This window comes from Devosia sp. (assembly GCF_028290645.1).
GTDB lineage: Bacteria > Pseudomonadota > Alphaproteobacteria > Rhizobiales > Devosiaceae > Devosia_A.
Genome location: NZ_JAQGJL010000086.1, coordinates 1 through 26,063, shown reverse-complemented (window position 1 = coordinate 26,063; position 26,063 = coordinate 1). Strand labels below are relative to the sequence as shown.

Genomic DNA, 26,063 nt, shown 5'->3' with positions numbered 1-26,063 from the left:
TCACCCTAGCTCCGCTACGTCGCTTCGCTCCTAGCTTTGCTGCCCTCTCCCCTCAGGGGAGAGGGCTGGCTATTGCCGCTGGTGGCTGTGGACCCCCACCCTTGATCCGGCCTTTCGAGCATAGCGCCACCACCCAGGGCGCTAGTGGTAGACGTGCCCGAAATACATCATCTCCCAGATGCCCGGATCGCTGAAGTCCTCGACGAGCTGGCCGTCGACGAAGCGCTCGAGCTGTACCTTGCCGGTGAAGCGCAGGTAGGCGCCGTCGAAGCCCATCAGCCGTGCGAGGAGGTGCTTCATCCCGCTTACCCGGTCGATGAGCTGGGCGTCGACGATGGTCTGGGCGCGGCGGTAGCTGACGCGGAAGCGCTCCGGCCCGTCCTGGTACTCATAGACGACGACGTTGGCGACCGGCTTGCCGCTCTTGTCGTCGAGGTGCTCGTCGGCGAGGTGGAACCGCACCCGGCGCTGGTCATCGGCGATGATCCTGCCGTCCTTGGCCAGCATGAAGATCGGCAGCTCGGCGCTGCCATAGGCCTTCTCGGCGAAGATGTAGCTGGCGACGATCGAGTAGGGGCCGGCCTGCGCCCGCCCCCAGTACCAGTGGTTGATAAGCCTGGGCATCGGCACGTCGCCCCAGTTGTGGTCGTGGTAGCCGATGCCTTCGAGATGCTCCTGCTTGCCGTCGATGCCGAGGTCCACGGACACCGTGCCCTGCGGCACGGAGGGCAGCCAGGCGAAGACGTGCTCGTCGTCGTCGCCGAAATACAGGTGGCCCGTGGTCGGCCGCCATGCCGGGACCTGACCGGTCAGCCGGACGTCGACGTTCACCCCGCCATGCGAGAAATGGATCTGATAGTCGTGCAGGTCGCCGCGGAAGGTGTTCTGGCCGATCCGGACATCGCAGCGATCCCGGCTCGCCGAAAATTCAGCCGGGGGAACCCGCGCCTCGAGAAAGACCGGGGCCCGGCCGGGCCGGTCGAGCTGCAGGGTGACGAGCGGCGCCAATGGCCCGCCCGGATTCATCATCTCCTTGGTGTAGAAGACGATCACCAGCGACGAGCCGTCGCTCAAGTGGGAATCGAAATACCACCACTCGTAGCCGCCGGGTCCGCCCTTGGTGCGCATGCCGTCCTCGAAGGGCTGGATGCGGTCGGGCTCGATACCGAGGTTGACGAAGTCTTCGGGCCGGTCGGCAAACCGGGCGCCCGAGCGGCGTGAGGTGAACATGGGTATCTTCCCTTCCATGCCGATGCGCGGCGCAGGTGCCGGAGAGCGGTTGTGTGAAGATTCATCCATCGTCCGGCGACCGCTTCCCGGCGATTGCCGGGATTGAGCTGGCCTTGCGGGAATAGCCGCGGATGGGCCGCCTTGCGGGGGACGGCGGTGGTTTACCGATCTGTATGAAACCAGCAAAGCACCTGTAAATTGGGTCAGTATGCTTGTCCTTCCGAGATCGATGATCTCTGCCGCACGGAGAATGACCAAGCGACCTGCCTGCCCGAACCGAGCCGGCCCGTCGCCGTACTGAACCAGGGGTCTGCCTGAGTCCCCTGACAGTTCCGAGACTTCCACCCCCGCAATGCAAAGGACGGTGAAGCGCCGGCGAAGCCATGCCTGCACCCCTTCACCGAGACTGAAAATGCCAGACACCAAAACCGTCGATGGATTCGACAGTCCGACCATCAACAAGATCGCCGAGATCACCCTTGCCTTCTGGATCGGCAAGATCATCGCCACGACGCTGGGCGAGACCTTTGGCGACTTCATCGCCCAGACCCTGGGTCTGGGCTACGTCACCGGTTTCTTCGTCACCGTCGCGGTGCTGATCGCGGTGCTCGCCGGGCAGATCCGCACGGAGAAATACCATCCCGCCCTGTTCTGGGCCGCGATCGTCGCCACGACCACCGCCGGCACGGAAATCTCCGACATGATGGACCGCACCTTCGGCTTCGGCTACGTGCTGGGCTCGAGCGTGCTGTTTGCCGGACTGCTGCTGACCCTGGCCGTATGGTACGTCCGCAAGCGCTCGATCAGCGTCGAGCCGATTGCCGACAAGGAAAGCGAACTCTGGTTCTGGGTCGCTGTGATCTTCTCGAACAGCCTCGGGACGGCCTTCGGCGATGCGCTGATCGACCCGATCGGCATGAGCTTCGTACAGGGCGCGCTGGTCTGCGTCGGGATCATCGGCGTGGTGCTGGCCCTGCACTATTTCACCAGGGTCAACGCCGTGCTGCTGTTCTGGGCGGCCTTCATCTTCACCCGGCCGTTCGGCGCGACCTTCGGCAACTTCCTCGTCAAGGAGCACGCCCGCGGCGGGCTGGAGCTGGGGACGCTCGAAACCTCGGCGGTCTGCGCACTGCTGCTGGCGGGCGTGGTGTATGCCGGCAACCGCCTCCACAAGGGGCGGCAGCCAGCCAGCCTCGGCACCGCGCCCGCCGAATAGCGCGCCGGTGCCTGCCGCTCATCGCGGACCGACGCCGCACCCCGGCGCCGGTCCGCGCCGCTTTTTGCAATGAGGTCCCGGCGCCATCGGGGACGGTGCCGAAACAGTTCAGACCGGGCCGTTCGGTCCGGGTTGCACCGGGGGCGGGGGCGGGGGCTGGACCGGGTCGGGGGGGACGGTGTCGGACTGGGCCGCGGTGGCGGCGGCGAGGGCAGCGCGCAGCGCGTCTTCCTGGCTGTGGTCGAACGAGGTGCGCAGAACCTTGCCGCCCACGCCCTTCAGGTCCTCGAGCACCTTGTCGGTGGTCATCTTGCGGATCAGCAGGAACAGCGCAGCGTTGCCCGAGTCGATGGTGTCGGCAACCTCCCGCGCGAACCGGTCATTGATGCCGACATCGCTCAGCGCGCCGATCAGCGCTCCATAGGCCACCCCGAAGGCGGCGCCGATGATCGGCAGGAAGAAAATGGCGCCCAGGATCAGGCCCCACAGCCCGCCATAGGCGGCGCTGGTGAGCTCGGGATGGTAGAGTTGGTTCAGCTTGATCCGCCCGTTCGGCTGGCGGGTGGCGATCAGCGCGTCGCCGAGCTCGATGAGGTATTCCTGCTGCATGTCGAGCAGCATGTGCCGGACCTCTTCGGCCCTTGCTTCGGAGGGAAATTCGATAACGACCAGGTCGCTCATGATGGTCTCCACAGGTTGATGCCGGGCCGCGGCTGCTGGGCGTCGCGGCAAACACGAACTCCCTCCCCAAGTGGGGGAGGGATATTGGGTGGCCGGTTGGGCGGCGTGGCCGGCGCCACGCCGCCATTGCCGATGCCGGTCAGTGGGCGGCGATGCCGTGGGTGGCGTCGCCGACGCCATAGGACTTCGCCCCGGTGCCGGCGAGCTTGCCGCCATCGACGATCAGGTACTCGTCGCGGATGGCGCTGCCCTCGAGCCAGTTCTCGAGGATCTCGCGGGTGCCGGCGGCGTAGCGGGCCTGGGCCGAGAGCGAGGTGCCCGAGATGTGCGGGGTCATGCCCTCGTGCGGCATGGTGCGCCACGGATGGTCGGCGGGAGCCGGCTGCGGGAACCAGACGTCGCCGGCATAGCCGGCGAGGCGGCCGCTCTCGAGCGCGCGGACGATGGCGTCACGGTCGGCGAGCCGGCCGCGGGCGGTGTTGATGAGATAGGCGCCGCGCTTCATGGTCGACAGCAGCTTGTCGTCGAACATGCCTTCGGTCTCGGGATAGAGCGGGACGTGGAGGCTCACCACATCGCAGAGCGGCAGCATGTCCTCGACCCGGGTGTGCCAGATGAGGTTCAGTTCCTTTTCCGTCGCATCGGGCAGGCGGTGGCGCTGGGTGTAGTGCAGCTTCATGTCGAAGGGTTTCAGCCGGCGCAGTACCGCTAGCCCGATCCGGCCGGCGGCGACGGCGCCGAAATGCATGCCTTCGACGTCGTATTCGCGGACGGCGCAATCGGCGATGTTCCAGCCGCCCTGCTTCACCCAGTCATGCGACGGGATGTAGTTGCGGACCAGCCCCAGCACCATCATCACCACATGCTCGGCGACGCTGATCGAGTTGGAGAAGGTGACTTCCGCCACGGTGATGTCGTGGGCGCTCGCGGCCTCGAGGTCGACATGGTCGGAGCCGATGCCGGCGGTGATGGCGAGCTTCAGGTTCTTCGCCTTGGCGATGCGCTCGGCGGTGAGGTAGCCGGGCCAGAAGGGCTGCGAGATGACGACATCGGCGTCGACCAGCTCGCGCTCGAATTCGGAGTTGGGACCGTCCTTGTCGGAGGTGACGACCAGCTTATGGCCCTTGCTTTCGAGGAATTTCCTGAGCCCGAGTTCGCCCGAGACGCTGCCCAGCAGGTCACCGGGCCGGAAGTCGATGGCTTTGGGGGTCGGCAGCGTCTGGCCGTCGGGATAGCGCTCGATCCTGGGCAGATCGTCGCGGGCGTAGGTCTGGGGGAAGCCGTCCACCGGGTCGGGGTAGAGGACGCAGAGAATCTTCGCCATTTGGGGTAACCTTTCGTTCGTTCGGGCTCGCAGGTGGGGCGCCTGGAGGCCGGGAGGGACTGGCGACGGAGGGCGGGGAATTCGCGCGATCCGGCCGCCAGGCTGAAATTGCGCCCCACCGGGCGGGTGCGGGTGGCGGCGCAGTCTTCGTCGGGGTTGGTCGTTTGGGTTCGGGCGTTTCCCGTCCGATCCCGCTGGTGCTGCGGCAATCCCCCGAGGGAGGGATTGTGGCCAGCCGCTCTGGCTGCGCTTAACGGTAGGGGTCGAAGAAATCGCGGCGGTTCAGGCCGTACACCCTCGAATCCAGCTTGGCCGGGGAGCCGACGAGATAGCCTGCGTCGACCCAGCCCACTTCGCCCTGGTTGCCGACGATCTTGCACCAGGATTCATTGGGGGTGGTGCATTCCAGCACCGAGTAATACCGGCCGTTGGTGAGCGGCACGCCCTTGGTCGGCCAGTCAAGTCCGGGACCGTAGTGGAGCGACGGGCCGCCGCTGGCGCGTGCCTCGCCTTCGGCCAGCGCGGCCAGCGGCAACAGGGTGACAAGAGCGGCGGCGGTGGCGAGGGCAAGCTTCGCGACCGTCGGGAGCTGGTTCAGCTGCATTAGTTTTCTCCTATTCATGGTGCGACCAAGCCCAGTGCTTCGTCGTCCCTGACAGCTAATGCGAAATTGCGGACGCAGAATATTGCTCGTAGGTACGGCGCTATAGAGTGTTCAGGTTATGGCCGCATACCTTGGTTTCTACTTCCATGCCGTTTCAGGTTACAGAACAGCGCGCCAAAGCGGCGGGATCGCGACGATGATGTTGATATACTATACTGTCCATGGCGCTTCCGTCTTATGGGTGATTGGAGAACGGGTGCGAGTTGAGCGCCGGGCAGGGGTGGCTCAGGGCGAAGCTGCCCTGCCCGGACGCTCTTTCCCCGCGGGGGGAGGTCTCCCACGGTTGAGCGGGGGAGACACGTCGGCAGCCGTCGAGACTCAGGGGGTGGGGCGTTCGACGGAGGCCGCGTTCCAATGGGCCGGATGGCTAGGCCCGAACCAAATCCATGTCGGTGATGCCGAGAGCGATATCGACGCCGACCTCACCCTGAACGCTGATCGGCTGCAGCACGAAGGACCGGCTGGAGCCCCCGAGCAGTGCATTGGCGCCGGCGCCAAGTCCGATCGAGGCGTCTGCCGATACGCCGACATAGTTGCCGGCCAGCGCCTGGGGATCGTAGTTGTCCTGGTCGGCGAGCACCGCCCAGGCGATGACCGTGCCGCCGGTGATGCCGATATCGAGGCCGAACTTCTTCACCGTGCCGATATAGGTCTGGGACACCCCGTTGGTGGGATGAAAGGTGCAGGTCAGCGACTCCGTCGTCATCACGATGATGCCGCCGCCGGGGCCCGCGATGCAGTCGAGCACGCCGACTCGCAGTTCCCTGGCATGCGCCGGCTGGGTGGCGGCGAAGACCAGCGCCAGGCCGAGGCCGAGGCTGCCGATCGCGATGGCGAGGCCGATCCGGCTGGGCGCTGCCGCTGCTGCTCTGGCTCGTCGCATTTGGCTACTCCCGTGAATGAACCGAGGAGGTTGGGTAGTGACCGGGAGCATGGCGCAGCCTGTTGCCGAGGGCTCGCTCGCCATTGCCGAGAATCGCTTGGGATTGCTGCGGCCCGCGGCGATGCGACACGCCGGGCTTGGGGGCCGTTCGCCGCAAGCGGCGGCAAGGGGGCCAGGGCCGGCCAGCAACCGGCAGGGGCCCGACCGCGAGAGTTTGCCGGAATTGATACATGTCAGTTAGGCGATTTCGGTGGCCGACTAGCCTCCCGGATGCCGCTTTGCGCGGCAAGATCGATGCAACTCCGAGCGATCGTTCCGCCGTTCAGCAGTTGACCAAACCGGGTTTGGCCAAGTGGGGAACGCGCGCGATCGGAATACGAGCACCAAGAGGAGAATGTCATGGCTGGCAATCGCGCGGTTACGTTCATGGGGCCTCGCAAGGTCGAGGTGAAAAGCTACGATTATCCGAAGCTGGTTGGCCCCAAGGGGCAGAAGTGCGAGCACGGCGTCATCGTCAAGCTCGTGGCGACCAATATCTGCGGCAGCGACCTGCATATCTATCGCGGCCGCTTTCCTGCCCCCAGCGGCACGATCCTCGGGCATGAGAACACCGGTGAAGTGGTCGAGGTCGGCTCGCATGTCGAGTTCATCAAGAAGGGCGACCTGGTGTCGGTGCCCTTCAACGTTTCGTGCGGCAAGTGCCGGAACTGCAAGGAAGGACATACCGACACCTGCATGAACGCCAATGACGAGATGGACTGCGCAGCCTATGGCTTCAACCTTGGCGGCTGGCAGGGTGGGCAGGCCGAGTACATGATGGTGCCATGGGCGGACTTCCAGCTGCTGGCCTTTCCGGACAAGGACCAGGCCATGGAAAAGATACGCGACCTGACGTTGCTCTCCGACATTCTTCCGACCGGCTTTCACGGCTGCTACACCGCGGGGGTGCGGCCCGGTTCGACCGTCTACATCGCGGGGGCGGGCCCCGTCGGGCGGTGCGCCGCCGCCTCGGCGCACCTGCTGGGCGCTTCGGCAATCATCGTGGGCGACAGCAACCAGGAGCGCCTCGCGCTGGTGAAGAAGGCGGGCTACCAGACCGTCGATACGTCGAAGCTGGATCCGGTGGCGGACCAGATCGAGGCGATCCTCGGCGTGCGGGAGGTGGATGCCGGGGTCGATGCGGTTGGCTGGGAGTGCCATGGCCAGGGCCCCGATGCTCCCGAGGAGCCGACCGCGGTGCTCAATACGCTGTTCCAGGTCGTTCGCGCCAATGGTGGCATGGGGATCCCCGGCATCTATGCGCGGGGCGACCCTGAGGCCCGGAACGAAGCCGAGAAACAGGGAAAATATGCCCTCGCCATCGGTCAGGCCTGGATAAAATCACCCCACCTCACGGCGGGCCAGTGTCCCGTGATGCACTATCATCGGGAGCTGATGATGGCGATCCTGCAGGACCGGATGCCGTACCTGACGCCGCTGCTCAACACCCAGTTCATCTCGCTCGACGAGGTGCCCGAGGCCTATCGGAAGTTCGACGCGGGTGCGCCGGTGAAGTATGTCATCGACCCGCATGGCAGCATCAAAACAGCCGCGTAGGAGCAGCCGACTGTTCCAATCCCGGTGCGCCGGCGGCGGGTTCACCGCCGGCGCGAGCTTGGGTGGTGCCCCAGGCCGGCGGGATGGGGAGAGCCCCTGACGGGCGGAAGCCGCTGCGAGCCCATGACATATTTCGTCACCGCGCTGTTTGCGCTCACCTATATCGGGATGGCGCTGGGACGCATTCCCGGCCTGCGGCTCGACCGCACCGGCATTGCCATGATCGTCGCGATCGTCCTGGCGGCCGTCGGGGCGGTGCCGGCAGAGGCGCTGGCCGGAGCGGTGGACTTTCCGACGCTGCTGCTGCTGGCGGGGCTGATGCTGATCTCTGCCCGGATCGGCGCCAGCGGCTTTTACGAGGCGATCGCCGCCTGGATCGCGGGCCAGGCGGGGCGGCCGATGCGGCTGCTTGCGATGATCATCGCCATCGGCGGCGGGCTCTCGGCGGTCCTTGTCAACGATATCGTGGTGTTCGCGATCACCCCGCTGCTCTGCACCGGCCTCGCGGCGCGAAAGCTGGATCCGCGGCCGTTCCTCTTCGGCCTCGCCGCGGCCGCCAACGCGGGATCGGCGGCGACGCTCATCGGCAACCCGCAGAACATCCTGATCGGGCAGGCCGGCAGGCTCGGGTTCTGGTCGTATGTTTCGGACGCGATCGTGCCGACGGTGGCGGCGCTGATCGTCACCTTCGGGTGCATCGCCTGGGTGTGGCGCGCGAGCCTTTGCGCCCCGGTGGCGGAGGCACCCGCCGTTACTGCCGGCTTCAACGGCCGGCAGGTCGGGGTGGCGGGCGTGGGCCTCGTGGTGCTCCTGGTGCTGTTCACGACCCCGCTGCCGCGCGAGATATCGGCGCTGCTGGTGGCGGCCCCGCTGATGATCAGCCGCACCGTGCCGAGCCGCCGGCTGCTCGGCGAGATCGACCTGCCGCTGCTGATCCTGTTCGCGGCGCTGTTCATCACCAACGCCGCGCTGGCACGAACCGGGCTGGCCGCCGAGGCGGCGCAGATACTCGGCAGCCATGGCCTCTTGCCCGAGCGCATTTCGGTGCTGGCGCCGGTTTCGCTCGTACTCAGCAACACCATCGGCAATGTGCCGGCGGTGGTGATGCTGCTGACGGTCTGGCCGGACCTACCCCGTGGCGCGCTGGTCGGGCTCGCGATCTTTTCCACTCTCGCGGGCAACCTGTTTCTCGTTGGGAGCCTCGCCAACCTGATCGTCGCCGAGCGGGCCTCGGCAGCGGGGGTGCGGCTGACATTCGGCGACCACGCCAAGGCCGGCGTCGCCATCACGCTGCTCTCGATGCTGCTGGCGGGACTATGGCTGTGGGGCCGGGGGTTGATGCCCCTCTAGCCAAGGGAGACTGCAAGCCCCGATCCGGGGGCCCGCCGTCCGCTCCATGGCCTGTTGCGACGCGGGGGACGCCTCAGCTGAGGACGACGATGCGCGTCACCTGTCCGTTGCTTTCCCAGTAGGTCACCTTGCCGGCGATCACCGGGTCGTCCATCGCCGGCTGCATCGCGCCGGAGGTGTCGAAGGCCCGCGAGGTTACCGTGTGCTCCCCGGGCGTGGGGTCGGGCCAGTCGATCGACCACAGCTTCCAGGCGTAGTCGGCCTCCTCGGAATGGTCGATGGTGGCGGGCATCCATTCGCCGTCGTCGATCTGCACCTCGACGCGATCGATCGGGGCGCCCCAGGCGGCGCCGATGATGCGGTAGTTCGAGCCAAGCTGCATCACGCGGGCCGGGGCGGATTTGAGCCGGGCGCGACCGACCGAGGTCTCGACCCAGACCGGCTCGCCATTGTGCTCCTCCTGGCGCAGGGTGACGTAGTCGCGCCCCATCAACAGGCTCTCGAGGCGGCGGTCGCGGATCTCGATGCGCTTCAGCCATTTGGCGTTGGCGATGCCGTACCAGCCGGGCGCGATCAGGCGCAGCGGGAAGCCATTGGCCTCGGGCAGCGTCTCGCCGTTCATCTCGTAGGCGAGGATGTTGTCGGGGCTCATGGCGTCTTCGATCGACATGCTGCGGGCGAAGTTCTGGACGATCTTCTGATCCCGGACGTCCATCTCGCCGGCATCGGTGCCCCAGAAGATCACCTCTATGCCGCCCTCGAGGATACCCGCCTCCTTGAGGATGGGGGCGAGCGGCGTCCCCGCCCACCTGGCGTTACCGATGCCGCCGGTGAAGAACGGTAACCCGTGGTTGCCCGAGCACTCGACGGTGAAGGCGACCTCCTGCCGCGGGCGGGCCTTGAGGTCCTCGATCCCCATGGTGAGCGGCGTGCGGACGAGGCCGTCGACGTTGAGCTTCCAGGTGGTCGGATCGATGGTCGGCCGGTTGAAATGCGAGATCGAGAAGAACCGGTCGTTGGGGGTGATCCAGCTGTCGAGGTTCTCCCATACCAGCTGCTGCTGGATGCCCACGGGATCGGGGTTCTCCGTCGGCTGGTCGAGCCAAGGAACAACCGTCTCTCCGGCCCGGGTGGGATAAGCATATGCCGGACGCGAATGCAGTACCGCCATCGCAGTGAGGGCCGCGCTGCTTAGGATGAACTCTCTTCGTGCAAGGTGTTGCATGATCACGTCTTTCGCTTGATTGCGCGATGTCGGTGCCCCCAAAGAGAAATTCAGCATATCCCGGCAGGCTATTGAGGTCAATTGTATCGCTCGGGGCGGCCTGACACCTCCAATTGTGTTGACAGCGAGAAGACTGGAGCATGACGCCAGTCCGGCGGCGCATATTCGCCGCCGGCATCAGTCCGGTCCGCTCAGGCGGGCGGGATGTTCTGGTTGAGCCGGAAGAGGTTTTCCGGATCGTATTGCCCCTTGACGCGGCGCAGCCGGTCCCAGGTCGCGCCCGGATAGGCGGCGCGGAGGCGCTCCTTGCCCTCGTTGGCTAGGAAGTTGACATAGGCGCCGGTATCGTCCTGCCGGAGGGCGGCGACGGCCTCGGTGGCCCAGCGGTCATGGGCGGGGGTTTCGTCGGGGCCGCCATACATGGCGAGGAAGGCCCCCATGATGCGGCTTTGGCGGTGGGCGAAGGCCGTCGCGCCGGCCGGGACGCGCGCCGAGGCGCCGCCAAGGACGCGGAGCTGGGCCATCTTCATGGGTGCGTCCGACCGCTCGAGGAAATCGAGCGCCGTCCGGGCCTCCTCGAGGCCGAACCGGTCCATGAACAGGGTGCGGATGGAGACGGCCGGACGGGCGTCGGGGTCTTCGGGCAGGTACATGCTGCTATAGGGCGCGGGACCCACGAGGTCGGCCACGGGCGTGGCGAGCGCGCGGAACGGGGCGAGGGCGCGGCTGGCCGCTTCCGGCTCGCCGGCAAAGGCCATCATGCCGATGAGCACGATCCTGCCGTGGACCTCGGGGGGCAGGAAGGGCAGCGGCGGGGCCGGCATGACCATGGCGATGGTCGAGAGGTCCTCGGGCGCTGCCTCGGCCGCCGCGACGAAGCCGGCCAGGGTTTCCGGGGTGGCCGGGAGCACCAGCGGGCCGCCGGTGAAATGCGGCAGCGGGTGCAGCCGGTACTTGAAGCGGGTCACCACGCCGAAATTGCCGCCGCCGCCGCGCAGCGCCCAGAACAGGTCGGGGTGATGGGTGTCGTCGGCGATGAGGATGTCGCCCGAAGCGGTCACGATCTCGGCGGCGAGCAGCGAGTCGATGGTGAGGCCGTGCTTGCGGATCAGGTAGCCGATGCCGCCGCCCAGGGTGATGCCACCGATGCCGACGGTGGCGGAATCGCCGAAGCCGACGATCAGCTTCTCACGTTCGACCGCGGCGGTCACTTCGCCGGCGGTGAGGCCGGTGCCGGCCCAGGCGGTCGAGGCGTCGCGGTCGATCTCGATGGCGTTGAGGTCGCGCAGGTCGATGACGAGGCCGCCATCCGAGCCGCTGTGGCCCGATACGCTGTGGCCGCCGCTGCGGACCGCGACTTCGAGGCCGGTGGCCTGGGCGAAGTTGAGCACGGCGGCGACGTCGGCGGCATTGGCCACCCGGATCACCGCCGCCGGCCGGCGGGCGAAATTGCCCAGCGCCACGGTGCGCACGGCGTCGTAGTCGGCCTGGCGCGGCGAAATCACCCGGCCCCTGAGGCTCGAGGCCAGCATCTCGATCTGATCTTCAAGCGGAAAGCGTTTGTCCATTCCCGAAACTCCGTGGAGGTTTTTGTCGGGGCGGGGAACTAGGACCGGCGCGGTGAACCGTGGCTGAATGCCTCGCTCAGGATCGGCACAGGAAGGGGCTCACGCCCCCGCCGGCCGCAAGGCGATGACCCCCTCGGTGCGGGCGCGGACCTCGGGGGAGGCGAGGCAGGTGGCGACGGCTTCGTAGCCGGGGGCGCCGGCATAGGGGGCGACGCGGGTCGGCGGGCTGTGGTTGGCCGGGCAGAGGATGATCGCCTCGCCGGGGCCGACGGCGGAAAGGTCGAGGATGGCGGAGGAGCGGGTCATCAGGAAGAGCGGCCTGGCGTTGGGGCCGCGCTGGCGCAGGTGGGCGATCAGGGCCTCCTGGGTGGCGTGGTCGAGGCCCTGTTCCACCATGTCGACGACGAGGACGGCGGGAGCTTCGGCTTCGAGGCCGGCGAGGAGCGCGATGAGGGCGGGCGAGGCGGTGGCGCCGTCGCCGATGAGCCAGTCGAGGGTCTTGTGGACGCGGGATTTGAGGCCCGCGTCGGCGGCCAGTTGCGCCTCGTCGGCGGTGCGGTCGAGGCCGAGGAAAGCGGCGCCGGGAAGGGTTTCGGCAAGGCGCATGGCGAGGCGGGTCTTGCCACTGCCGAGCGGGCCGATGATGTAGTTCAGCGGGCGGATGTCGCGGAACTCGAAGCGCTCGCCGCCCCAGGGCCAGGGGAGGTCGAAGGCGACGCTCAGTTCGGCGGTCGGTGCGAGGAGGCCGGCCAGTTCACCGGCGGCGGGCGGTTTGCCGCGGGCGAGGTCGGCGCGGAGGCGGTGGAGTTTTTCGATCGTGGCAGCGAGGTCGTGCATGCGGGTTTCGAGGCTCGCCTGATGCGCGGCAAGGGCGGGCTCGAGGTTCTGGGGGTCGCCGCCGAGGACGCGGGCCACCTCAGCGAGGCTGAGGCCGAGGGCGCGCAGCGCGACGATCTCGGTGGCGCGGGCCATCTCGGCTGGGCCGTAAGCGCGCCATCCGGCGGCGGAGCGGGTGGGGTCGACGAGGCCACGCTGCTCGTAGAGGCGCAGGGCCTTGGCGGAGACGCCGAGGCGCCTTGCGGCTTCGGACGGGTTGAGGAACTGGGCGGAAGGGCTCACGAATCACCTCTTGTGGCTGACCCCGGTAGCTATCGGGGCAGCCCCAAGGGCCGGGTCAAGTGGCCGCCAACTTGATGTCCGGTGGCTGTGGACCCCCACCCCTGTCCCCTCCCCCTACTGGGGAGGGAGACCCTCACACTATGGCCGATGTTTTGGTCTCCCTCCCCAGTAGGGGGAGGGGGCAGGGGTGGGGGTCGGCTCGCACCGGCCAACGCGCAATGTGCAATCACTCGCCCTCAGGGGACAGCGCGGCAGCGATCAGTCGAAGAAGTCGGCGTCGCCTTCGGAGAGGTACTTCTTTGCTTCCTTGGGGAGGAGGTTGACGCCCATGCCGGGGCGGTCCGGCACGTCGATCAGGCCGCCCTTCACCGGCATGCCCTCAAAACCCTCGGTGATGTCGTACCAGAACGGCTCGAACCGGGCCGGGTATTCGAAGGCGATGAAGTTGTCGGGGAGGGTGGCGCTCATCTGGATCAGGGCGGCGAGGCCGATGATGCCGTTGGCGGTGCCGTGCGGGGCAACGGCGATGCCGTGCAGGTCCGCATGCTCGGCGATCCACTTGAGCTCGGCGATGCCGCCGACGTCGCAGGGGTCGGGACCAATGACGTTGACGGCATGGCTCTCGATCAGCGCCTTGTAGTTCTGGCGGAGGTAGATCTGCTCGCCGGTGTGGATCGGCGTGGTCGTCGAGCGCGTCACCTCGCGATAGACGTCGGGGTTGACATAGGGCGAATAGTCGCCGGTGATCATGTCCTCGACCCACATCAGGTGCAGGCCTTCGACCGCCTTGGCGAAGCGCAGCGCGTCGATGGGCATGAAGCCGGGGCCGGCGTCGACCGCGGTGTTGTAGCCGGCACCAAGGGTCTCGCGCGCCGCGGTGACGCAGGCGACGAGGTGGTCGAAACCCTCCTTGGTCATCAGGCCCTTGTGCGGGTACGGATAGGGCGCATCGGTCTGCACCTCGCCGTAGAAGTAGTTCGGGAAGTCGCGGACCATCGAGGAGTGGAACGAGGTCGGCAGCTTGAACAGGGTAAATTCGCCCTTGAGCGACTTGCCGTACTCGGCCCAGCGCCGGTAGCCCTCGGGGGTGTGTTCGGCCCCGCCGGGGAGTTCACCCTGGTAGAGCGTGCGATAGGTGCGGACCTGGTCGCGCACCTTGCCGCCGAGAAGCCGGTAGACCGGGACGCCCGCGGCCTTGCCGGCGATGTCCCAGAGCGCATGCTCGATGGCCGAGACGGCGGCGCCGAACGGCTTGAAGCCGCCGCGCACGCGGATGCGGCGCATGACGCGCTCGACGTCGCGCGGGTCCTGCCCGACGATCCAGCTCTTCAGCTGCAGGACGATCGGCTGCATGTAGGGCTTGGGCGTCTCGATCTGGCTCCAGCCTGTAATGTCCTCGTCGGTGGTGATCCGGATCACGGGGCTGCTTGCAATGACCGCGCACTTGATGTCCGTGATCTTCATCGGGGATCCTCCTCAAAATCCTGCCAGCACAATGGCTTGGTTCGTATAGCTGCGTTGGGGAGCCAGCTGAATGCTCCTAATTGGTCACCCGGCGGTGGTTGTCATCCGGCGCACGTCGCGACACTATTGGGATTCGAGCAAAGAGCGACCCCGGCCGGGCTGTTTCCCCACGCCTCGCGGGGAAGATTTCGGCTTTCGCCCGCTGCCGGCAGTGGGTAAGCAGGCGGCCGTCATTTCTGTTCGAGGAGCCTTCGATGAGCATTACCCGTTACCAGCCCGGCAAACGCATGAGTCAGGCCGTGGTTCACGGCAACACCGTCTATCTCGCGGGGCAGGTCGCCACCGACTATAACGGCACGATCGAGAAGCAGACCACCGAAGTGCTGGCGGCGATCGACAAGCTGCTGGCGGATGCGGGCTCGAGCAAGTCCAAGCTGCTGTTCTGCCAGGTGGTGCTCAACAACATCGCCGATTTCGCGGCGATGAACTCGGTCTACGACGCCTGGGTCGACCCGGCAAATCCGCCGGCGCGGGCGGCGATCGAGGCGCGGCTGGCGCATCCGGCGCTGAAGGTCGAGATCATCGCGGTGGCGGCGCTCGACTGACCCCCAAACCGGCTGGCGATCACGGCTTTCCGGCGGCATCCGTCGCCGGGGAGCCGCGTCAGCATGCGCTCCCGGTGCGTTCATCCACCGTTGACCTGCCGTTCGGCCCGGGCATAGGCTGGCCGGATTGGCGTGTAGAACCTGCACAGCCGACCTTCTCAGCCGGAGCTGTGCTCGTTCTTGCGGGCCAGTCAACTCGTCCGGGTCTGAGGAGGAAAACATGTCCCCGACATCAATCCGTCGTGCCGGTCTTGCGTGCCTTGTACTGTCAGCCTGCGTTCTGGGTCAGGTCGGCGCTGCCATGGCCGACCAGGCCTCGGAGATCGCCGCGGTGCGCGCGGCCGCCGACAAATATCGCGATGTCGATGTGGCGCTGGCCGACGGATACATCCGGGATCCCGCGAACCACTGCTTCACGGCGGATATGGCGGGCCTGCCGACCGAATATGGGGCCATGGGCATCCACTACTTCAGTCCCCAGCTGCTCAAGGTGACTGCGACCGCTCCGCGCGTCGACGGCGAAAGCACCTATACCGACTGGTCCAAGCCCGCCGTGCTGATCTACGAGCCGCAGGCGGATGGCTCGCTCGAGCTGGTCGGGGTGGAAAACCTGGTATTCCTCAAGTCCTGGGAAGCGGCTGGACATTCCGCTCCTCCGGAGTTTGCCGGGCGGGTATGGGACCACATGGCCGATGATCCGGCCACCGCCGCCGACGAAGCCCACGGCTTCACGCCGCACTACGACCAGCATGTCTGGGCCTTCAGGGACAATCCCAGGGGCAACCTCGAGCCGTTCAACTCTGCGGTGTCATGCGAGCACCACGTGCACTAGCGAAGGCCGGTTGTTCTTCGGCGCGGGGATGCCCGGCTCCTTCGTCTCCCTCTCAACAAGGGGGAGGGAGACGACTGCAATATCGGTGGCTTGAGCCAACCGCGGGCCCTGGCTATCTCGCCTTCTCCGCCGCGCGGGGCTTGGTGGCGGCTTTCCTTGCGGGCCTCGCGTCGGCCTTGGCGGCTTTCGGCTTCGCCGGCTTGGTCTCCTTGGCCCTGGTCGCCTTGGCGGCGCCGTTGCCGGAGGCACTGGCGGCCTCCTGGTGGGCGAGGGTCCAGTAGTGGTCGTGCTTTCCGTGCGGGCGGCCGTCGGCTTCCCAGAGGTAGTAGGCGCGCTGGCGGATGGCGTCTTCACTGACCGCGGCGGCGGTGTCGGTTGCCTTCGATTTGCCGGGCAATTGTCATTCCCCCGATTCAAGGGCGCGACCGGGATGGCGCGCCAACCCTATTGCAAACATCGAACCGTAGCAGCACTGAGGCAGCCGGCGGAAGGCCTGATGCCGCAGGCGAGCCATGAACGAAGCGGGGACGGGGTGGTTCCCTGAGACCCAAACCATGCAATGGCGCATGCGAACCGACTCCCCCACAGGGGAGGGAGACGACTGCGGCCTGGGTGGGTAAGCTCCGGCAAAGACAGGAGGCAGCGATGAGCCGATCGTTCGACGCTATCGTCATCGGGGGAGGGCAGGCGGGGCCGTTTCTGGCGGCGCGGCTGGCCGGGGGGGGGCGGAAGACCGCGCTGATCGAGCGCCGGTTCATGGGCGGCACCTGCGTCAACGATGGCTGCCAGCCGACCAAGACCCTGGTGGCGAGCGCGCGGGTCGCGTACCTCGCGCGGCGGGCGGCGGATTTCGGCGTTTCGACCGGGCCGGTGAGCGTCGATATGGCGGCGATCCGGGCGCGGAAGGAAAAGATCGTGCTGGCGTCGCGCAACGGGCTCGACCGGTGGATGGAGTCGACCGAGAACCTCACGGTGATCCGGGGTTCGGCGGCGTTCGTCTCGCCGCATGCCGTGGAGGTCAATGGCGAGGAACTCGAGGGCGGGGAGTTCTTCCTCAATACCGGGGCGCGGGCGGTGGTGCCGGACTGGGCCAAGGACGGACCCCATCTCACCAATACCTCCATCCTCGAACTCGACGTGCTGCCCGAGCACCTAGTGATCGTCGGCGGCTCGTATATCGGGCTCGAATTCGCGCAGATGTATCGCCGCTTCGGCGCCGAGGTGACGGTGCTCGAAAAGGGCGAGCGGATCGCCGGGCGGGAGGACCCGGACGTATCCGAGGCGATCAGGGAGATCATCGAGGGCGAGGGGGTTCGCGTCGTGACCGGCGCCTCGTGCTTCAAGGCAGAGCCGAGCGGCGACCGGGTGTCGGTCAGCTACGAGGAGGATGGCTCGCGGGAGCCGATCGCGGGCAGCCATCTGCTGCTGGCGGTGGGGCGGGTGCCCAATGTCGAGGATCTGCAGCTTGAGAAGGCCGGCGTGGCGTTGAACGCCAGGGGTTACATCGATGTCGACGACAGGCTGAGGACCAGCCAGCCGCATATCTATGCGATGGGCGACGTGAACGGGCATGGGGCATTCACCCACACCTCGTACAATGACTTCGAGATCGTGTCGCAGAACCTGCTCGACGGGGCCGACCGCCGGGTGAGCGACCGGGTGCCGGCCTATGCGCTCTATATCGATCCGCCGCTCGGACGGGCCGGGATGAGCGAGGCGGAGGTGCGGGCGTCCGGCAGGACGGCGCTGGTGGCGACGCGGCCGATGACCAAGGTGAGCCGGGCCAACGAGCGGGCGGAGAATCTGGGGTTCATGAAGGTGTTCGCCGATGCCGGGACGCGGAAGATCCTCGGGGTGGCGCTGCTCGGCATCGAGGGTGACGAGGTGATGCAATCGCTGCTCGAGGCGATGGCGGCCGGAGTGAGCGTCGATACCATCATCCGCACCATGCATGTGCATCCGACGGTGAGTGAACTGGTGCCGACGCTGCTGCAGGATCTGAAGCCGCTCGTGTGAGGACGCCCGTTTCGGCCACGCGTTCGCCATCCGGGGATCAAACTCGAAGGCTCAAATTGACTCTTCGGACCCACGAATCAATGGTGATGCATGGCAGAAGCAGGGCTCAGCGACACGGTGATCTCGTTCCGCCTCAGGCGGGCCGAGGAGTTCGCGCGGCAGTGGCGGATCAACGCCAAGCGGCTGCAGTCGCTCGCCAACAATCCCAGTACGCCCGAGTCGGTGCGGGCTGATGCGCTGGCCGAGGCGCGCACGGCGGCCGGCATCGTCGGGCAGCGCGCCAATGACCTCGCGGAGATGGCGCGGCAGCGCGGCTATGCGGCGTGGGAGTCCGATCCGGTGGTGGGGCCGGTGGTGGTGGAAATCCGCGCGGTGGAGCATGCGCTGACCTATGCGGCGGATGGGTTGAGTAGGGGGTGATCTCCTCGTCCCTCATCCAGGCCTGCGCGCCACCTTCTCCCGCAAGGGGAGAAGGCAACCTCCCGATCGCCTAGGGGGTGACGGCCGGCGGGTCGCGGTCGACGTAGACGATGTTCTTGTTGGGCAGGTCGACCGGGGGCATGGCGGAGAAGCTGATGGCGCCGGAGTCGCGGATCTTGTCGGCGCCTTCGCCGCCGCGCTCGGTGCTCTTGGAGCGGCCCTTGGTGCTGGTGGCGCCGGCGCCTTCGGGCGGGACTTCGCCGGGGGGCGGCAGGGCTTCGTCGCTCTTGATGCCAAAGGCGCCGAGCACGCGGCCACCGTCCTCGATCATCTCCTGGGCGGTGGCGACGTCGCCGGCGGTGCTTATCTCGTAGGGCAGTTCGAAGGCGCGGGGCGGGCTGATGGTGACCTGGCGGTCGTCGACTTCCTCGACCCAGAGGTAGATGCGGCCGGGCAGGTCGTTGACGAGATCGGGCTCGACGACGCGGGTGGCGAGTACGCTGAAGCGCGGCGGCATCTGGCCGGGGCTGGCCCAGCCGATGAGGCCGGTCATGGTGAAATAGAGGACGATCACCGAGCCGAGCGCCACGACGATGGCGGCGGCCTTGATCCACCATTTCCACAGCGAGGTGAGGTTGAGGCTCAACAGCAGCAGGACGAGGACGAGGAACAGCGCGAGGGCGCCGACGATGACCAGCGGATTCACTTGCTCACCGCCTGGATCAGCGACACCGGCACGGTGTTGATGCCGCCGACATTGCCGTTTTCGTCGAGAGTGAAGCGGACGACGGTCTTTTCGTCGCCCTTATGCTCGAGGATCACGGTGTCGTAGTAGACGACGCGGAGCCGCGGATTGATCTTTTCGACCTTGACCGTCACCGGCACGGGGGCGGCGCCGGGACTGGTGAACTTGTAGACGTTGACGGCGTAGTTGCCGGGCAGCTGGCCGCGCACCGTCACCGTTTCCTGGTTGAGCGCGATGTGATGGGTGACGCCGTTGACCGTCACCTCGTCGAGATAGTTGCCGCGGTCGTCGCGCTCGAGGGTGACGAAACCCTTCTGCATCGAGTGGTACCAGACGACATTGCCGGTGGGGTCCTGCACATAGGTATCGATGTCGTCGTCGATGTCGTCGGGCCAGGTGGTGGTGATGATCAGTTCGGCATTGGTGTCGATGGTGCCCGACTTGGCGTCGGGGCGGATCAGCGCGAAGGCGATGAACACCATCAGCGAGAAGCCGAGGAGCGCGTTGAACAGGATGTCGGTGAACGGCACGAAGGTGCCGTCGTCGCTTTCGCTGCCGGTAAAGAGGCTAGGCCCGTCCATCGTGGCTCCGCTCGATCGCGGGGACGACGTGGATTTCACTGGTTTCGGCGATGATCGAGAACAGCTCGCCGATGGCGCCGTCGAGCTGGAAATACTGGAATTTTAGGATCAGCGCGGTGCCGATGCCGGAGACGGTGACGTTGAGCGCCACGGCCATGCCGCCAGTCATGCCGGCGAGCGCCCCGCGCAGGGTCTCGGCGTCGAACGACGAGAGGCCGGCGATCGGGATCAGCATCAGGATGAAGCCGATGGCGGTGCCGAGCAGCGCCAGGCGCAACAGGCCCTCGGAGACGAAGAGGCCGATCTTTTCGCGGGCCCGCAGCCGGTCGGCGACGTTGCGCAGCAGCAGCGTCTGGTCGAGCTGGCCGGTGCCGCGGATGTCGGCTTTCTTCACGAGGCTCGCCACATGGCCGGTGAGGAGGCCCGGCTCGAGCACGGCGCCGGCGCCGGTGAGGACGCGGTCGCCGGCGAGGCGGAAGCCGCTGGCGCTGCCGGCCTCGATCGTGGCCCGGGCCTTGCGCGCCGCGATGAGCTCGCGGCTGATGTCGATGGCCTGGACGAGGCAGTGGAGGCTGGTGACGACGAACAGCGCGAAGATCAGGAGCGAGATGCGCGTGTGGTCCGATTCGAGGACCGTCGCCAGATAGCCGAGCTGCCACAGGGTGAGGAGCCCGAGCACCACCAGCACGTTGACGATCAGCCAGCGCAGCACCGGGCCGAAATCGCGCATTTCAATCGGCGGCCCGATGACCGCAGCTTTCACATCCGCCAAAACTGTTCTCCCGCCCGGTCGGCTCCCTCGTCCGGGACGGTGAGCACGTGCGGCAACCGCTAGCATGCCGCAATGATCGCCTCCGCCTATGAATCGCATTGGAAATGCCAACGTCCCGGCCCGGGCGGCGCGACAAGGTGCCGATTGCTGCGATGTGCTGCAAAGGTCAGGTTGGCGGCGAGCAGTTCAGAGGTGACGGCAAGTGGCGGAATGGCGTGAGCATCAATATCGGCGGCTGATCGATGCGGAGACGCATGCGCGGCCGGTGCTGCCGATGACGCCGCCGATTCGCATCCGGCGGCTCGCCTTCATGAGCGCCGATGGCGGGGCGGACCTCAGGGCGCTCCACGCCGGCATGGCGGAGGTGGCGGGTGCGGCGCAGGAGGGGCCGGGCTGGGCCCGGCAGCTGGGGTTCGCACGCGACGGGCGGCAGGTGACGTGGGAGCTCCACAACGAGTTTGCCACCCTCACCTGGACCGGGCCGGTGGACGACTGGGATGCGCGCCCGGCCGGGATCGGGCTCGAGCTGCACGAGAACCTGCTGCTGGTATTCGCGACCCGCATCGACGTGATGCCGAGCGAGGCGATCGCACCGGCGGCTCTGAGCGGGTTCAACCCGCTCAGCCTCTGCTACTCGTCGATCTTCGACGACGGGGCGGAGGCGGCGACCGACTTCCATCTCGACGCGGACGGGTTTACCCGATTCGAGGTGGCGGCGGGGCGGAGCGGCGCGCTCAGGATCGGGGTGATCGTCCGGCGGCTGCTCGAGATCGAGACCTATCGCACCATGGCGCTGATCGGCCTGCCGCTGGCGCGCGAGCTGAGCGGGCGGGTGTCGAGCTACGAGGCGCAACTGGCCGAGATCATGCAGCGGGTGGGCGAGGGCGACACGGTCGAGGACCACGAGGTGTCGCTCGCGGCGCTGCACAAGCTCAGCGTCGAGATCAGCCGCACGGTCGAGGCGACGAGCTTCCGCTTTGCCGCGACGCAGGCCTATGGCGAGGTGCTGGAGGAGCGGCTGTCGCGGCTGCGCGAGCGGGCGATCGGGGAGTTCACCACCATCGAGCGGTTCATCAACAACCGGGGGCAGCCGGCGCTCGCCACCTGCCGGGCGATGGAGAAGCGGCTGGCCGCGCTGACGCAGAAGGTACAGCGCTCGATCGAGCTGCTCGACGCGCGAATCACGCTGTCGATCCAGACGCAGAACCGCTCGGTGCTCGACGCGATCTCGCAGACCGGGCGCAGCCAGTACCGGCTGCAGCTCACGGTCGAGGGGCTGTCGATCATCGCCATCTCGTACTACGCGCTGGGTATTCTGGGCTATGTGTTCGAGGGGCTGCACGAGATGCTGCCGTTCTCCAAGGGCGAGATGCTGGCGGTGGCGGCGCCCCTCGTGGTGCTGCTGGTGTTTTTCCTCATCCGGCGGATCAGGCGGGGCGCGGGGCACTGACCGGAGGGACGGGCCGGCCTGCTGCTCCCGCGCCGCCGTCCGCCATGCCTTGCATGGTCCTCTCTGCCGCAAACGCGGGGGAGGGTAAGCAAATGGCGTGCCAGCGTTTTCCGGGCTGCCGGGCGCGCGGAGGCTGCGACGCGGGGCCGCTTGACTCGCGGCCCGTCTGCCCGGCAGAGATTTGGTCAACGTGACAGAGCGCCGATCGTGCGGCGCCGTATGGAGAGATGCGAATGAAAGTCCTGGCTCTTGGTCTGGCGATGTCGGTGCTGGCCGCTGGTGCGGCCTACGCGGAAGGCGATGCGGCGGCCGGGGCCAACGTGTTCAAGAAATGCGCCTCGTGCCACGCAGTGGGCGAGGGTGCCAAGAACAAGGTCGGGCCGGAACTCAACGAGCTGATCGGCCGCACCGCCGGCACGGCGCCCGAGTTCAAGTACTCCCAGGCGATGATCGATGCCGGCGCGGGCGGGCTGGTGTGGACGGCCGAGACGCTGCACCAGTTCCTCAGCAAGCCCAGGGACTTCGTGAAGGGGACGAAGATGACCTTCCCGGGGCTCAAGGAGCAGGCCGATATCGACAATGTCGTCGCCTATCTCGCGACCTTCTCGCCGGCGGCCGATGCCGCCGCGGCGCCCGCCGCGCAGTAACGGCCGCCCCCCGCCCATTCGGGGCAAGAATCGAATCAGCCCTTCCCGCCACCCCGGCGGGGAGGGCTTTTTTGATGTCGGGCGACGGCCTTTGCACATGCCGGGCAACCATGTCACTCAGACCTTCTATCAGGTTATCGAATGTATCGTATTGTGGTGACATGAGCGTCCAGACTCAGGACTCTCATGGATATCACGCTCAAGCAGATGCAAATCTTCCGGGCCGTGGTGATCGCCGGATCGATCACCAAGGCGTCGCGGCGCGTCGGACTCAGCCAACCGTCGATCAGCCAGCAGCTGGCCAAGCTCGAGGAGCGGCTGGGCACGCAGCTCATCAATCGCAACCGCACCGGTTCGGTCAGCCTCACGCCCTCGGGCGAATACTGGTTCAAGTTCTCCGACGACGTGCTGCGCAAGTTCGACCAGGCGATCGACGAGCACGAGAAGCGCTATGTCGACAGCCGGGTGTTCCTGAGGGTGGGCCTGAGCCCGACGCTGCGCGGCAGGTTCCTGTCGGCGGCGGCGCGCATCGCCAGCGAGGAACAGGGCTTTGCCAAGTTCGAGGTGAGCTACGCAACGACCAGCACCGAGCTGGTCGAGCAGCTGCGTCTCCACCAGCTCAACTGCGTGATCGTCAACGACGAGGCGCTGGCCGAGGATCGCTCGTCCTTCGCCACGGCGCTGCTGTTCCGCGATCCGATGGTGCTGCTGGTGCCGGCCCGACTGGGCGAAGCGATGGTCGAGAAGGCGCTGCAGAAGGGCGTGAAGCCGGCCCAGCTCGATCCGGCCCTGACACGCTATGTCGAGATCAGCGCCAATGTGCCGATGCGGCCGGTGTCGGACGCCTGGTACCGGGCAAACTTGCCGTTCGCGACGTCGGCCTTCTCGGCGACGACCTATATCGCGGCGGCGGAGATTGCGTCGGAGGGGCTCGCCACCACGCATGTGCCGCTGTCGCTGTTGCCGAGCCTGCCCAATTCGGTACGGGCGCAGCTGAGGGCCTACATGCTCGGCGGCATGGACCGCTCGATGGTCCTCGCCATGCCCAAGCACCTGATGACGCTGCCCGGCTATGCCAATATCTTCAGGCAACTGACCGATTTCTGTCGCAACGAATACAGCCTCAACGTGCCAGCCGACAGCGTGCTGGCGCTGCCGGTGCCGGATCGGGCGCGGCAGGAGGCTAACGCGACGCGTGCCGCGGCGAGCCTCTAAAGCGATTGACGGACGCGCTGCCCGTCCCTTATCCCCTCGGGGGAGAAGGTGGCCGGAGGGTGGATGCGGGATGAAGCGTCTCAATATGTGCGGATTGAGAAGCTGAACCCCTCACCCTAGCGCCGCTACGTCGCTGTCGCTCCTAGCTTGCTGCCCTCTCCCCTCAGGGGAGAGGGGGCGTAGCGGCACGTTCGGCCGAAAACGCACCATAGGACCGCTCGTCATTCTGCGGCCAGCGCGACTTCCGGCTTCGTGCCGGTGAGCGCGATGTAGGCGTCGGTGAGGTTGTCCGTCCCGGCGGCGGCCATGATCTCGGCGGGGGTGCCGGTGCGGATGATCCGGCCGGCGACGATGAGCGCGATGCGGTCGGCGTGCTCGACTTCCTCGACGAGGTGGGTGGCCCACAGGATCGAGACGTTGCGCTCGTCGCGCACGGCGCGGATATGCCGGCCGAGCAGTTTTCGCGTCGTGGGGTCGAGGCCGGTGGAGGGCTCGTCCATCAGCAGCAGGCCGGGATCGTTGAGCAGGGCGCGGACGATCTCGATGCGGCGCTGGTTGCCGCCCGAGAGGGTGCGCACCGGCTTGTCGATCAGGTCGGTGACCTCGAACAGCCTGGCCGCGTCATCGATCCTCTGCTTCAGCGCCTCGCCGGATAGGCCGAACAGGTTGCCGTGGAACTTGAGGTTGGCGCGCACGCTCATGTCGAGATCGAGCGAGCGCGACTGGAAGACGACGCCGAGGCGCTTGAGGATGTCCGACGCCCGGTCGCTGTAGCTCATGCCGAACAGGCGGACTTCGCCGCCATCGGGGGCGAAGAGGCCGGAGGCGATCTGGAACAGGGTGGACTTGCCGGCGCCGTTGGGGCCGAGCAGCCCGACGATCTCGCCCGGTGCGATATCGAGCGAGACGCCCTTCAGCGCTTCGTTGCTGCCGTAGGATTTGCGGGCATCGTTCAGCGCGAGGACGGGACCGGTCATGTCGCAGCCCTGGCGGGGATCTCGGCCGCCGACGCGATCTGGTTGGCGATGTGCTCGCGCTCGATGCGCGGGCGCTGGCCGGGCGGCGCGGCGAAGCGATAGTCGGCGACGATCCTTGCCGGGCGGCCGGCGAGGACCAGGGCGCGATCGGCGAGCATGGCGGCATCCTCGGGCAGATGGGTGACCAGCAGCACGGTGGGGCGGCTGGTTTCGATGAGGCTGAGCAGCACCTGCTCCATCTCCTGCACCAGGGTGCGGTCGAGGGAGACGAACGGCTCGTCGAGCAGCAGCAGGCGCGGATTGACCGAGAAGGCGCGGGCCAGTGCGACGCGGCGCTGCATGCCGCCGGAAAGCTCGTGCGGATAGGCGTGCGCATAGCCCGAGAGCCCGACGCGCATCAGCATGGTCGTGGCTTCCGCCTCGCTGGTTTCGGGGCGGACGGCGCGGATGTTGTCGAGCGCCGTCAGCCAGGGGAGGAGCCGGGCATCCTGGAAGACGAAGCCGGCTGGCGGCGCCTCGGATGCGGGCACGCCGTCGACGAGGACGCTGCCCGAGAACCCGGTGTCGATGCCGCCGATCATGCGTAAGAGGGTCGATTTGCCGACGCCGCTGGGGCCGACCAGCGCCACCACCGAGGAGGGCTCGATGGTGAGCTGGAACCGGCTCAGCAGCGGCTCGGCGAGGGAATCGAAGTCCTTGGCCTCGATGGCGATCTCGAGGCGAGGGCCGGCATTGGTCAGGGTGGTCATCGCGTCTGCCGCCATCTTAGGACGCGGGCCTCGATGGGCCTCAGGATCAGGTATTCGAACACGAAGACCACGAGGATGAAGGCGGTGGTGTAGGCGAGGATGCCCTTGATGTCGAAGAACTGGAAGAACACCGAGATGCGGAAGCCGACGCCGCCGTCGGAGCCCAGCACCTCGAAGACGAGGACGATCTTCCAGATCAGCGACAGTCCGGTGCGGGCGGCGGCGAGGACGAAGGGCATCAGCTGCGGCATGAAGATCAGCCGCAGCCGGCGGTCGAGCGGCATGCGGTAGGCGCGGCCGAGATCGTCATAGGCCGGATCGAAGCTGCGCACGCCCTCGCGGATGTTGGTGACGACCAGCGGCAGCTTGTTGAGCACCACGGCGAGGATCAGCGCGAACTCGGTGAGCCCCAGCCAGATATAGAGCACGATTGCGACGACGATGGCGGGGACGTTGAGGCCGACGATTACCCAGGTCGAGAACAGCCGGTCGAGGACGCGCGAACGGCCCAGCGCGATGCCGATGACGGTGCCGAGCGCCATGGCGACGATGAAGGCGACGGCGGCGCGGGTCAGGGTCTTGCCGAGGTCGGGCAGGAGCTTGCCGGTGGTGGCAAGGTCGACGGTATAGATCGCCACCTCGATGGGACCGGGGAACAGGCGCGAAGGGAACAGCAGCGACAGCACCTGCCAGACGGCAAGCAGCAGCAGCAGTCTGATCAGTTCGAGCGGGAG

General features: G+C 67.1%; 26 protein-coding genes. 10 read left to right on the top strand and 16 right to left on the bottom strand.

Annotated features, from left to right (window positions below; translation table 11 throughout):
• Positions 1–141: 141 nt before the first annotated feature.
• Entirely contained in the window at positions 142–1,230 is a 1,089-nt protein-coding gene (locus JWQ89_RS04780; protein ID WP_299638879.1) for a hypothetical protein, read from the bottom strand.
• A 412-nt stretch (positions 1,231–1,642) separates the two neighbouring features.
• Between JWQ89_RS04780 and JWQ89_RS04775 the strand changes: the two genes are divergently transcribed.
• The gene (locus tag JWQ89_RS04775; protein WP_299638878.1) at positions 1,643–2,446 is read left to right on the top strand and encodes a hypothetical protein; all 804 of its coding nucleotides are present in this window, start codon (positions 1,643–1,645) and stop codon (positions 2,444–2,446) included.
• A gap of 108 nt (positions 2,447–2,554) precedes the next feature.
• On the opposite strand, the gene JWQ89_RS04770 is transcribed toward JWQ89_RS04775, so the two are convergent.
• From JWQ89_RS04770 to JWQ89_RS04755, 4 genes are all read right to left on the bottom strand, one after another.
• On the bottom strand, positions 2,555–3,127 hold the full coding sequence (locus JWQ89_RS04770) for a DUF1269 domain-containing protein (protein ID WP_299638877.1): 573 nt from the start codon (positions 3,125–3,127) through the stop codon (positions 2,555–2,557).
• A 139-nt stretch (positions 3,128–3,266) separates the two neighbouring features.
• A complete protein-coding gene (locus JWQ89_RS04765) occupies positions 3,267–4,451 on the bottom strand; it encodes an NAD-dependent formate dehydrogenase (protein WP_299638876.1) in 1,185 nt (394 codons plus the stop codon).
• 250 nt (positions 4,452–4,701) lie between these two features.
• The gene (locus tag JWQ89_RS04760) at positions 4,702–5,055 is read right to left on the bottom strand and encodes an SH3 domain-containing protein (RefSeq protein WP_299638875.1); all 354 of its coding nucleotides are present in this window, start codon (positions 5,053–5,055) and stop codon (positions 4,702–4,704) included.
• A 427-nt stretch (positions 5,056–5,482) separates the two neighbouring features.
• Positions 5,483–5,998, bottom strand: a complete 516-nt coding sequence (locus JWQ89_RS04755) for a DUF992 domain-containing protein (protein ID WP_299638874.1) — start codon at positions 5,996–5,998, stop codon at positions 5,483–5,485.
• Between the two features lie 399 nt (positions 5,999–6,397).
• On the opposite strand from JWQ89_RS04755, the gene JWQ89_RS04750 reads away from it, so the two are divergent.
• Positions 6,398–7,594 carry a glutathione-independent formaldehyde dehydrogenase gene (locus tag JWQ89_RS04750; protein WP_299638872.1) on the top strand — a complete coding sequence of 399 codons (1,197 nt, stop codon included), beginning with the start codon at positions 6,398–6,400 and terminating at the stop codon, positions 7,592–7,594.
• Between the two features lie 123 nt (positions 7,595–7,717).
• Entirely contained in the window at positions 7,718–8,944 is a 1,227-nt protein-coding gene (locus tag JWQ89_RS04745; RefSeq protein WP_299638870.1) for an SLC13 family permease, read from the top strand.
• A 73-nt stretch (positions 8,945–9,017) separates the two neighbouring features.
• Here the strand turns inward: JWQ89_RS04745 and JWQ89_RS04740 are convergent, their stop codons facing one another.
• The 4 genes from JWQ89_RS04740 to JWQ89_RS04725 all read right to left on the bottom strand — a co-directional run bounded on the left by JWQ89_RS04740 (position 9,018) and on the right by JWQ89_RS04725 (position 14,320).
• Positions 9,018–10,169 (bottom strand): sulfite oxidase, encoded by a 1,152-nt coding sequence (locus JWQ89_RS04740; RefSeq protein WP_299638868.1) that lies wholly within the window; start codon positions 10,167–10,169, stop codon positions 9,018–9,020.
• Positions 10,170–10,360: 191 nt separating this feature from the next.
• On the bottom strand, positions 10,361–11,737 hold the full coding sequence (locus tag JWQ89_RS04735) for an FAD-binding oxidoreductase (RefSeq protein ID WP_299638866.1): 1,377 nt from the start codon (positions 11,735–11,737) through the stop codon (positions 10,361–10,363).
• A 99-nt stretch (positions 11,738–11,836) separates the two neighbouring features.
• Positions 11,837–12,856, bottom strand: coding sequence for a MerR family transcriptional regulator (locus tag JWQ89_RS04730; RefSeq protein ID WP_299638864.1), 1,020 nt, complete (start codon positions 12,854–12,856; stop codon positions 11,837–11,839).
• Between the two features lie 258 nt (positions 12,857–13,114).
• On the bottom strand, positions 13,115–14,320 hold the full coding sequence (locus tag JWQ89_RS04725; RefSeq protein ID WP_299638862.1) for a mandelate racemase/muconate lactonizing enzyme family protein: 1,206 nt from the start codon (positions 14,318–14,320) through the stop codon (positions 13,115–13,117).
• A 254-nt stretch (positions 14,321–14,574) separates the two neighbouring features.
• Here JWQ89_RS04725 and JWQ89_RS04720 point away from each other — a divergent pair, with 254 nt between their 5' ends.
• Together JWQ89_RS04720 and JWQ89_RS04715 are read left to right on the top strand one after the other, a co-directional pair.
• On the top strand, positions 14,575–14,925 hold the full coding sequence (locus tag JWQ89_RS04720) for a RidA family protein (protein ID WP_299638861.1): 351 nt from the start codon (positions 14,575–14,577) through the stop codon (positions 14,923–14,925).
• A gap of 220 nt (positions 14,926–15,145) precedes the next feature.
• Positions 15,146–15,757, top strand: a complete 612-nt coding sequence (locus tag JWQ89_RS04715) for a hypothetical protein (RefSeq protein WP_299638859.1) — start codon at positions 15,146–15,148, stop codon at positions 15,755–15,757.
• A gap of 112 nt (positions 15,758–15,869) precedes the next feature.
• Here JWQ89_RS04715 and JWQ89_RS04710 read toward each other — a convergent pair whose 3' ends face one another.
• Complete coding sequence (locus tag JWQ89_RS04710) at positions 15,870–16,154, bottom strand: DUF2934 domain-containing protein (protein WP_299638857.1); 285 nt, start codon at positions 16,152–16,154, stop codon at positions 15,870–15,872.
• Between the two features lie 248 nt (positions 16,155–16,402).
• Here JWQ89_RS04710 and JWQ89_RS04705 point away from each other — a divergent pair, with 248 nt between their 5' ends.
• Both JWQ89_RS04705 and JWQ89_RS04700 read left to right on the top strand, forming a co-directional pair.
• Entirely contained in the window at positions 16,403–17,773 is a 1,371-nt protein-coding gene (locus JWQ89_RS04705; RefSeq protein ID WP_299638856.1) for an FAD-containing oxidoreductase, read from the top strand.
• Positions 17,774–17,863: 90 nt separating this feature from the next.
• Positions 17,864–18,193: a hypothetical protein gene (locus JWQ89_RS04700; RefSeq protein ID WP_299638854.1), complete on the top strand. Its 330-nt coding sequence runs from the start codon at positions 17,864–17,866 to the stop codon at positions 18,191–18,193.
• 70 nt (positions 18,194–18,263) lie between these two features.
• Here JWQ89_RS04700 and JWQ89_RS04695 read toward each other — a convergent pair whose 3' ends face one another.
• Genes JWQ89_RS04695 through JWQ89_RS04685 form a run of 3 tightly spaced genes read right to left on the bottom strand, consistent with a single transcriptional unit; the run spans position 18,264 to position 20,291 of the window.
• Positions 18,264–18,899 carry a hypothetical protein gene (locus JWQ89_RS04695; protein WP_299638853.1) on the bottom strand — a complete coding sequence of 212 codons (636 nt, stop codon included), beginning with the start codon at positions 18,897–18,899 and terminating at the stop codon, positions 18,264–18,266.
• Complete coding sequence (locus JWQ89_RS04690; RefSeq protein ID WP_299638852.1) at positions 18,896–19,519, bottom strand: hypothetical protein; 624 nt, start codon at positions 19,517–19,519, stop codon at positions 18,896–18,898. The genes JWQ89_RS04695 and JWQ89_RS04690 overlap by 4 nt, the downstream gene beginning before the upstream one ends.
• Positions 19,506–20,291, bottom strand: a complete 786-nt coding sequence (locus JWQ89_RS04685) for a biopolymer transporter ExbB (protein WP_299638851.1) — start codon at positions 20,289–20,291, stop codon at positions 19,506–19,508. The genes JWQ89_RS04690 and JWQ89_RS04685 overlap by 14 nt, the downstream gene beginning before the upstream one ends.
• Positions 20,292–20,493: 202 nt before the next feature.
• Between JWQ89_RS04685 and JWQ89_RS04680 the strand changes: the two genes are divergently transcribed.
• From JWQ89_RS04680 to JWQ89_RS04670, 3 genes are all read left to right on the top strand, one after another.
• Positions 20,494–21,741: a DUF3422 domain-containing protein gene (locus JWQ89_RS04680; RefSeq protein WP_299638850.1), complete on the top strand. Its 1,248-nt coding sequence runs from the start codon at positions 20,494–20,496 to the stop codon at positions 21,739–21,741.
• 233 nt (positions 21,742–21,974) lie between these two features.
• Positions 21,975–22,388, top strand: coding sequence for a cytochrome c family protein (locus JWQ89_RS04675; protein WP_299638848.1), 414 nt, complete (start codon positions 21,975–21,977; stop codon positions 22,386–22,388).
• Positions 22,389–22,574: 186 nt separating this feature from the next.
• Positions 22,575–23,603 (top strand): LysR family transcriptional regulator, encoded by a 1,029-nt coding sequence (locus tag JWQ89_RS04670; protein ID WP_299638846.1) that lies wholly within the window; start codon positions 22,575–22,577, stop codon positions 23,601–23,603.
• 221 nt (positions 23,604–23,824) lie between these two features.
• Here JWQ89_RS04670 and JWQ89_RS04665 read toward each other — a convergent pair whose 3' ends face one another.
• The 3 genes from JWQ89_RS04665 to JWQ89_RS04655 all read right to left on the bottom strand — a co-directional run.
• Entirely contained in the window at positions 23,825–24,580 is a 756-nt protein-coding gene (locus JWQ89_RS04665) for an ATP-binding cassette domain-containing protein (RefSeq protein ID WP_299638845.1), read from the bottom strand.
• Positions 24,577–25,329, bottom strand: a complete 753-nt coding sequence (locus tag JWQ89_RS04660; protein WP_299638843.1) for an ABC transporter ATP-binding protein — start codon at positions 25,327–25,329, stop codon at positions 24,577–24,579. The genes JWQ89_RS04665 and JWQ89_RS04660 overlap by 4 nt, the downstream gene beginning before the upstream one ends.
• A partial coding sequence (locus JWQ89_RS04655) for an ABC transporter permease subunit (protein ID WP_299638841.1) occupies positions 25,326–26,063 on the bottom strand: 738 nt, incomplete at its 5' end. The genes JWQ89_RS04655 and JWQ89_RS04660, both read right to left, overlap by 4 nt.

What these genes read in the sequence shown, in the direction of transcription:
- JWQ89_RS04780 (WP_299638879.1), bottom strand. Translation starts at nt 1,230, where the DNA reads ATGTTCACCTCACGCCGCTCGGGCGCCCGGTTTGCCGACCGGCCCGAA.
- JWQ89_RS04775 (WP_299638878.1), top strand. Translation starts at nt 1,643, where the DNA reads ATGCCAGACACCAAAACCGTCGATGGATTCGACAGTCCGACCATCAAC.
- JWQ89_RS04770 (WP_299638877.1), bottom strand. Translation starts at nt 3,127, where the DNA reads ATGAGCGACCTGGTCGTTATCGAATTTCCCTCCGAAGCAAGGGCCGAA.
- JWQ89_RS04765 (WP_299638876.1), bottom strand. Translation starts at nt 4,451, where the DNA reads ATGGCGAAGATTCTCTGCGTCCTCTACCCCGACCCGGTGGACGGCTTC.
- JWQ89_RS04760 (WP_299638875.1), bottom strand. Translation starts at nt 5,055, where the DNA reads ATGCAGCTGAACCAGCTCCCGACGGTCGCGAAGCTTGCCCTCGCCACC.
- JWQ89_RS04755 (WP_299638874.1), bottom strand. Translation starts at nt 5,998, where the DNA reads ATGCGACGAGCCAGAGCAGCAGCGGCAGCGCCCAGCCGGATCGGCCTC.
- JWQ89_RS04750 (WP_299638872.1), top strand. Translation starts at nt 6,398, where the DNA reads ATGGCTGGCAATCGCGCGGTTACGTTCATGGGGCCTCGCAAGGTCGAG.
- JWQ89_RS04745 (WP_299638870.1), top strand. Translation starts at nt 7,718, where the DNA reads ATGACATATTTCGTCACCGCGCTGTTTGCGCTCACCTATATCGGGATG.
- JWQ89_RS04740 (WP_299638868.1), bottom strand. Translation starts at nt 10,169, where the DNA reads ATGCAACACCTTGCACGAAGAGAGTTCATCCTAAGCAGCGCGGCCCTC.
- JWQ89_RS04735 (WP_299638866.1), bottom strand. Translation starts at nt 11,737, where the DNA reads ATGGACAAACGCTTTCCGCTTGAAGATCAGATCGAGATGCTGGCCTCG.
- JWQ89_RS04725 (WP_299638862.1), bottom strand. Translation starts at nt 14,320, where the DNA reads ATGAAGATCACGGACATCAAGTGCGCGGTCATTGCAAGCAGCCCCGTG.
- JWQ89_RS04720 (WP_299638861.1), top strand. Translation starts at nt 14,575, where the DNA reads ATGAGCATTACCCGTTACCAGCCCGGCAAACGCATGAGTCAGGCCGTG.
- JWQ89_RS04715 (WP_299638859.1), top strand. Translation starts at nt 15,146, where the DNA reads ATGTCCCCGACATCAATCCGTCGTGCCGGTCTTGCGTGCCTTGTACTG.
- JWQ89_RS04705 (WP_299638856.1), top strand. Translation starts at nt 16,403, where the DNA reads ATGAGCCGATCGTTCGACGCTATCGTCATCGGGGGAGGGCAGGCGGGG.
- JWQ89_RS04700 (WP_299638854.1), top strand. Translation starts at nt 17,864, where the DNA reads ATGGCAGAAGCAGGGCTCAGCGACACGGTGATCTCGTTCCGCCTCAGG.
- JWQ89_RS04690 (WP_299638852.1), bottom strand. Translation starts at nt 19,519, where the DNA reads ATGGACGGGCCTAGCCTCTTTACCGGCAGCGAAAGCGACGACGGCACC.
- JWQ89_RS04675 (WP_299638848.1), top strand. Translation starts at nt 21,975, where the DNA reads ATGAAAGTCCTGGCTCTTGGTCTGGCGATGTCGGTGCTGGCCGCTGGT.
- JWQ89_RS04670 (WP_299638846.1), top strand. Translation starts at nt 22,575, where the DNA reads ATGGATATCACGCTCAAGCAGATGCAAATCTTCCGGGCCGTGGTGATC.
- JWQ89_RS04665 (WP_299638845.1), bottom strand. Translation starts at nt 24,580, where the DNA reads ATGACCGGTCCCGTCCTCGCGCTGAACGATGCCCGCAAATCCTACGGC.
- JWQ89_RS04660 (WP_299638843.1), bottom strand. Translation starts at nt 25,329, where the DNA reads ATGACCACCCTGACCAATGCCGGCCCTCGCCTCGAGATCGCCATCGAG.